General features: G+C 69.4%; 7 protein-coding genes. 5 read left to right on the top strand and 2 right to left on the bottom strand.

The genetic code is table 11. The features are described from left to right. The first annotated feature begins 20 nt into the window (after window positions 1-20). Complete coding sequence (locus tag EF903_RS26810) at window positions 21-866, top strand: alpha/beta fold hydrolase (protein WP_125547414.1); 846 nt, start codon at window positions 21-23, stop codon at window positions 864-866. A gap of 194 nt (window positions 867-1,060) precedes the next feature. Then, a complete protein-coding gene (locus tag EF903_RS26805; RefSeq protein ID WP_125547412.1) occupies window positions 1,061-2,590 on the top strand; it encodes a UDP-N-acetylglucosamine 1-carboxyvinyltransferase in 1,530 nt (509 codons plus the stop codon). 216 nt (window positions 2,591-2,806) lie between these two features. Here the strand turns inward: EF903_RS26805 and EF903_RS26800 are convergent, their stop codons facing one another. Beyond that, entirely contained in the window at window positions 2,807-3,190 is a 384-nt protein-coding gene (locus EF903_RS26800; RefSeq protein ID WP_125547409.1) for a hypothetical protein, read from the bottom strand. 372 nt (window positions 3,191-3,562) lie between these two features. Here EF903_RS26800 and EF903_RS26795 point away from each other — a divergent pair, with 372 nt between their 5' ends. Then, window positions 3,563-4,318 carry a hypothetical protein gene (locus EF903_RS26795; RefSeq protein ID WP_125547407.1) on the top strand — a complete coding sequence of 252 codons (756 nt, stop codon included), beginning with the start codon at window positions 3,563-3,565 and terminating at the stop codon, window positions 4,316-4,318. Between the two features lies 1 nt (window position 4,319). Further along, on the top strand, window positions 4,320-4,571 hold the full coding sequence (locus EF903_RS36165) for a DUF6087 family protein (RefSeq protein WP_399421764.1): 252 nt from the start codon (window positions 4,320-4,322) through the stop codon (window positions 4,569-4,571). Window positions 4,572-4,902: 331 nt separating this feature from the next. On the opposite strand, the gene EF903_RS26790 is transcribed toward EF903_RS36165, so the two are convergent. Continuing rightward, complete coding sequence (locus EF903_RS26790) at window positions 4,903-5,325, bottom strand: helix-turn-helix domain-containing protein (RefSeq protein WP_125547405.1); 423 nt, start codon at window positions 5,323-5,325, stop codon at window positions 4,903-4,905. A gap of 84 nt (window positions 5,326-5,409) precedes the next feature. On the opposite strand from EF903_RS26790, the gene EF903_RS26785 reads away from it, so the two are divergent. Continuing rightward, a complete protein-coding gene (locus EF903_RS26785; RefSeq protein WP_125547404.1) occupies window positions 5,410-6,225 on the top strand; it encodes an NmrA family NAD(P)-binding protein in 816 nt (271 codons plus the stop codon). Window positions 6,226-6,424 lie beyond the last annotated feature (199 nt).

The raw sequence follows: 6,424 nt of genomic DNA, 5'->3' as shown, positions 1-6,424 counted from the left end.
GCCCTGCGAGCGTCCCCCGCATGCCCACCTTCACCTCGTACGACGGCACCCTCCTCAACTACCGCGTCCTGGACGGGCCCGGCCCCGGCCTGGTCTGCCTCCCCGGCGGCCCGATGCAGGATTCCGCGTACCTCGGCGACCTCGGCGGCCTGGCCGCGCACCGCCGCCTGATCCTGCTCGACCCGCGCGGCACCGGCGCCTCGGCCGCGCCCGCGGACCCGGCGACGTACCGCTGCGACCGCCAGGTCGCCGACCTCGAAGCCCTGCGCCGGCACCTCGCCCTCCCCCGCATGGACCTGCTCGCGCACAGCGCCGGCGCGAACCTGGCCGTGCTGTACGCGGCCACGCATCCGCAGCACACCGGACGGCTCGCGCTGATCACCCCGAGCGTCGCCGCCGCCGGCATCACCATCACCGGCGAGCAGCGGCTGGCGGCCGCACGGCTCCGCCGCGGCGAGCCGTGGTTCCCGGCCGCGTTCGCGGCGCTGGAGCGCATCACCACCGGCCAGGCCGGCTCCGACGACTGGACGGCGGTGGAACCCTTCTTCCACGGCAGCTGGGACGACTCCGCCCGGCACTTCGCCGCCGAGTCGGCGCGCCGCAAGAACCAGGAGGCAGCAGCAGCCTTCGGCGCGGACGGCGCCTACGACCCGGACGCCTTGCGGGCCGCGCTGCGCCGCTCCGAGTCCCCCGTCCTCGTCCTGGCCGGCGGACTCGACCTGCAGGGGCCGATCCCCGCGATGACCGAGTACGCCGACCTCTTCGGACACGCCAAGCTCGTCGTCCACCCGGGAGCCGGCCACTTCCCCTGGCGCGACGATCCGGCCGCCTTCGCCTCGACGGTGGCAGCGCTCCCGGCGAGCTGAGGCCGGGTGCGGGGGGGGCGGAGGCGGCCGCACCTCCGCCCCCCATCACCCATTTGCCCGAATCACCACGCAATTGCCCATCCCCGCCAACTACGCCCCCACCGCCCGTGTCCCACCGTCCATCTGACGTTGGGTAACACCCGTCCGCCACCCCCGACACGCACCTCATCTCATATCTGAGATACGGTGCACCCATGGCAGACGACTACCTCGTACGCATCGGCAAGCTCATCCGTGACGCCCGGCAGCACCGTGGCTGGACGCAGAGTCAGCTTGCAGACGCCCTGGGCACCAGCCAGAGCGCCGTGAACCGCATCGAGCGCGGCAACCAGAACATCAGCCTTGAAATGATCGCCCGGATCGGCGAAGCGCTCGACAGCGAGATCGTCTCCCTCGGTTACGCCGGCCCGATGCACCTGCGCGTCGTCGGCGGCCGCCGCCTCTCCGGCTCCATCGACGTCAAGACGAGCAAGAACGCCTGCGTCGCGCTCCTCTGCGCCACCCTCCTGAACAAGGGCCGCACGGTGCTGCGCCGCGTCGCCCGCATCGAGGAGGTGTACCGGCTCCTGGAGGTCCTGAACTCCATCGGCGTCCGCACCCGCTGGATCAACGACGGCGTCGACCTGGAGCTCGTACCGCCGGCGGACCTCGACATGGACGCCATCGACGCGGAGGCGGCGGTCCGGACCCGGAGCATCATCATGTTCCTGGGCCCCCTGCTGCACCGCATGGACCAGTTCCGCCTCCCCTACGCGGGCGGCTGCGACCTCGGCACCCGCACCATCGAGCCGCACATGATCGCCCTGCGCCGCTTCGGCCTGGACATCACGGCGACCGAGGGCATCTACCACGCCAAGGTGGAGCCGAACGTCAGCCCGGACCGCCCGATCGTGCTGACCGAGCGCGGGGACACCGTCACCGAGAACGCGCTGCTGGCCGCGGCCCGCCATGACGGTGTCACCGTCATCCGCAACGCCTCCTCCAACTACATGGTCCAGGACCTGTGCTTCTTCCTGGAGGCGCTGGGCGTCCGGGTCGACGGCGTCGGCACCACGACCCTCACCGTCCACGGCGTCCCGAACATCGACGTGGACGTGGACTACTCGCCCTCCGAGGACCCGGTCGAGGCGATGAGCCTGCTCGCCGCCGCGGTCGTCACGGAGTCCGAGCTGACCATCCGCCGGGTCCCGATCGAGTTCATGGAGATCGAGCTCGCGGTCCTGGAGGAGATGGGCCTGGACCACGACCGCTCGGCGGAGTACACGGCCGACAACGGCCGCACCCGCCTGGTCGACCTGACGGTCCGCCCCTCGAAGCTCGAGGCGCCGATCGACAAGATCCACCCGATGCCGTTCCCCGGGCTGAACATCGACAACGTCCCGTTCTTCGCGGCCATCGCGGCCGTCGCCCAGGGCCAGACCCTGATCCACGACTGGGTGTACGACAACCGGGCGATCTACCTCACCGACCTCAACCGCCTCGGCGGCCGCCTCCAGCTCCTGGACCCGCACCGCGTCCTGGTGGAGGGCCCGACGCGCTGGCGCGCGGCGGAGATGATGTGCCCGCCGGCCCTGCGCCCGGCGGTGGTGGTCCTGCTCGCGATGATGGCCGCGGAGGGCACCTCGGTCCTCCGCAACGTGTACGTCATCAACCGCGGCTACGAGGACCTGGCGGAGCGCCTGAACTCGGTGGGCGCCCAGATCGAAACCTTCCGGGACATCTAAGAAGACGGACAGAGGATCACCATGCAGGCCTTACAGACACCGCTCAAAAGTGGCTGCTGACCGCGGAAACACCTTCCGACACCCCTCGACGTCTTCCAGTGGTTTCCGCCCCCTTCTGCAAGAACCGTGCAAGGGGAGGCCGATGCGCTGACGGACCGTCAACTCAGACGAGGCCCCGAAAGGACAAACACAGATCGTTGGCTGCGGGTCAGGGGATCAGCGGTCTTCCCACTGGGTGCGGGCGAGCTCCGAGTTCGTCCGGACCAGGTCCTCGTCGTCTTCGATCATGAACAGCGAGTACCGGTTCGTTGCTTCCAGGGCGTTGAAGACCCGGTGGGCCCAAGCGTCCGAGTCCGGCTGATTGGCAGTGACCCGGGCCGGGTGGGAGTGGTGCGGCTCGTCCAGGTCCGGCGGCACGGCGACCCAGATGCTCAGCCAGCGCTCGTTGTCCCTCCAGGTGAAGGAGGGGGACTGCCCATCGGCGTCACCGGAGAACCTGATGCCGAAGGCCGCTTCGAGGTCGGCCCACAGGGTCTTCGCGAGGGTGACCACGGGGGCCTGCGGCTGCCGGTGGCCGGCGTAGATGTTGTATTCGCTCAAGATGATCAGCCTTAGCCCACGTCGACGGTCTCGTCGTAGCAGTATCCGGTCAGCCACACCTGGGTGAACTCACGCGACGCTCCCGCGGTGCGCAAGAACGTGTCAAGCCCCTTCTTGGCTTCGGCCCACGCCCCACGCACATCCGAACCGCCTCAGAGATCGTTTACGGGACAAGCCTCAGCTCGCTGAGAATGGCCTGCAGGTTACGCTCGAAGTTCCCCCGTGCGGCATCCTCCCCTTCTCACGCCCGATCTCGACCAATTGCTCTTCGGTGTACTCGCCGCCGGTCATTGGGCGAGTATCCGGAACCGCTATCCCTGTATCCAGTGAGAATTCCGCGTTCCGAGATCCCTTGGCCAAGGGCCGCCACCAGTGGCTTCCCGGCTGTACATCGTGTACGGCGACCAGGCCGCGCTCCGCGCCCGCTGCGAGGTCGCCTCCGTCCGCACCACCCGCGAGGACGAGACCACCTATGAGCCCGGCGCGGTCATCCCTGCCGGGCAGTGGCGGTCCATGACCGGCGTGGACGTCAAGTCACTCACCGCGCCCCGCAAGCCCCTCGACAGCACGCTGGTGGAGATCGTCCGGCCGCCCTTCCGTGACGGTCACCCGCTCGAAGACCTGGCTCAGCCGCTGGGCGATCCGGACGCCGTGTACCTCGGGCAGGCCCTGGCCAAGCCCGACATGCTCACCACCACCGACAACTACCAGCACGGCCGGCTGCTCGGGCTGCACCTCGACGACTGGGACAAGCTCAAGTACCCGGACAAGCACACCGGCCGACGGCGGCTCTGCCTCAACCTCGGCCCCGGAACCCGCTACATCATCCTCGGCGCCATCGACGCCCAGACCGTCTGCCGCACGATGCACCCCGCCGACTTCGTCCACCGGTACCCGCACACCGACGACTTCCGCGCCTACGTCGCCGATGGCCGCCCCATCCGCATCTTCCGGATACGCCTCGCCCCGGGCGAGGGCTACCTGGCCCCCACCGAGTACCTGCTGCACGACGGCTCGACCGAGGGCGAAGACGACCCCTCGGCCGCCGCGTTCTGGCTCGGCCACTGGCCCTCGGGCGCACTGTCCTGGCTTGTCTGGTCCGCCGCACCACTTGCCCGGGGCCGGTAAGGTGCTGCCCTCGTTGGGCGGAGGTAGGAGCACGGACGAGCCCTTGGAACACTGGGCGGCCCGCCGTGAGAAGGGGCTACGACCGGTGGGAAAGAAGAAGGTCGTCACCCTCGACTCCGGCCAGCAGCGCGCCGCGCACGTCGACCCGCAGCAGGAAGACGGCCGCGGCGAACCTGCGGACGGCCAGCCCCCACGCAAGTCAGGGCCGCGCTCCAGCCCCCGGCTCGGCTTGTGCAGGAATCGTGCAAGATGATCTTTCGGAAGGCGTGCCGACGCAGGTCAGGCGACATGCAGCACAGTTCCGCGACATCCGGGGATCGCGACATCAGATGACCGACCAGGGCCCCCGGTGCCCGCTGCTGGACCGGGGGCTTCTGTCGGACTCGGTTCTTCACGCCGTCTGATGCGGTGGCCTGGAGCGCGGGCGGGTGTGCCGGTCCCCCGCACCCAGCGCGCGCCGGACCGGGGAGAACAGCTTGTTCGGGCAGTCGCGGCGCGCCGCCCGGCCCCTCCCCCGCTCATCCCCTCGGGAGGCGCCTTCCTCAGCCGCTCGACGAGGTCCGCCTCGGACTCGACGCGGGCGGTCATCGGATCTCGCCGGCGGGATGCTGCGCGTCGTAGGCCCGGCGGGCACGGGCGATGCCGTCCCGGTGCTCCAGTGACCAGTCGGCAAGCGCCTTGACGAGATGGGTCAGGCTCGTACCGGTCTCGGTGAGGCGATAGTCCACCTGAGCAGGCACGGTCGGATAGACGGTTCGAAGGACCAGCCCATCGCGTTCCAGCCGGCGCACGGTCAGGGTCAGCATCCTCTGGGAGATCCCGTCGATTGCGCGTTGCAATTGCCTGAAACGCCGTGGGCCGCTCGCAAGCTCGACGATCACGAGGACCGACCACTTGTCGCCCACGCGGTCGAGGATGTCGCGGATCCCGCAGTCGGGGTGGTCAGGCTGTCCGCACGGGTCGAGCGCTGCGGGCCCGGCGGTTACCTCGGTGTGCGTCACTGACATCAACCTGCCTCCTTGTGGGCCGATCATGACCGGCCGAGACTCATCGTAGTTACCGATGAGAACCACCCAGGAGAACGAATCGCAATGATCATGGTGACCGGCGCGAACGGACGGCTCGCATCCCTCACACTGCAGGAGTTGGCCGAACGGAACGTGCCCGCCCTGGGCGGCAGCCGGACTCCCGGCGATGGGCAGCGCCACCTGGACTTCGACGAACCCGCCGGCCTTGACCTGACCGGTGTCTCGACGCTGGTGCTGGTCTCTGCCGGGTACGCCGAGGACGACCAGGTCATCGCTCGGCACCAGGCCCTTCTCGATGCCGCCGTCCGCGACGGCGTCGTACATGTGATCTACACCAGCCTGACCGCCTCGGGGGATCACCTCGGGTTCGCGCTCGCCCACCGCGCCACTGAAAAACTGGTCAAGGCCAGTGGGCTCGACTGGACGGTCCTGCGCAACGGGCTCTACGCCGAGCTCTTCGGAGCGTTGTTGACGTGGACACCCGACGGTCTGGAGTCGGCCTTTGGCGATGGCGCTCTCTCTGCGGTGGCTCGGGCGGACCTGGCTGCCGCAACAGCCATCGTTGCCGGCCACCCGACAGCGCACGCCGGCCATACGTACGACCTGGTCGGCGACCCGATCACCGCCGAGGACATCGCCGAGCGCCTCGACGTCGTACACCGGACCATCGGGCTGAGCGAATACCGCGCCCGGCTCCTCGCGGACGACACACTGCTGCCGTTCCAGCCGCCGATGCTCACCTCGATCGCCACCAGCGTCCGCCACGGGTTCCTTGGCAACTCCAGCCCCGACCTCGTGCAACTGCTCGACCGGCCGCTCACCGACGCGCTGGCCGTAGCAGCGGACACCGCCGCCGCGACGCGTCCCGGCGCACGCTGACGCACACGGCTCACCGCAACGCGCCGCCGTCCCCCGAGCCGTGACACGCGGGTGCCCCGGACCCTTCGGGAGGATGCTGTTGGCTAATTCAGGGCACTGCGTGACGGCGGTTCCCAAGACCCGGTTGTGGTTTTGGGAACCGCCGTTGTCGTATGGGGAGAGTGTCAATGTCGATGCAGCCGAAGGAGCCGGGTGAGGT

Origin of the sequence: Streptomyces sp. WAC05292 (assembly GCF_003949955.1) — a bacterium.
Taxonomy (GTDB): Bacteria; Actinomycetota; Actinomycetes; order Streptomycetales; family Streptomycetaceae; genus Streptomyces; species Streptomyces globosus.
The sequence above is the reverse complement of the archived record's forward strand: the minus strand, read 5'-3'. Positions and strand labels throughout refer to the sequence as shown.

Coding starts and splice junctions, on each gene's coding strand:
- EF903_RS26805 (WP_125547412.1), top strand. CDS start 1,061: ATGGCAGACGACTACCTCGTACGCATCGGCAAGCTCATCCGTGACGCC.
- EF903_RS26790 (WP_125547405.1), bottom strand. CDS start 5,325: ATGTCAGTGACGCACACCGAGGTAACCGCCGGGCCCGCAGCGCTCGAC.
- EF903_RS26785 (WP_125547404.1), top strand. CDS start 5,410: ATGATCATGGTGACCGGCGCGAACGGACGGCTCGCATCCCTCACACTG.
- EF903_RS26810 (WP_125547414.1), top strand. CDS start 21: ATGCCCACCTTCACCTCGTACGACGGCACCCTCCTCAACTACCGCGTC.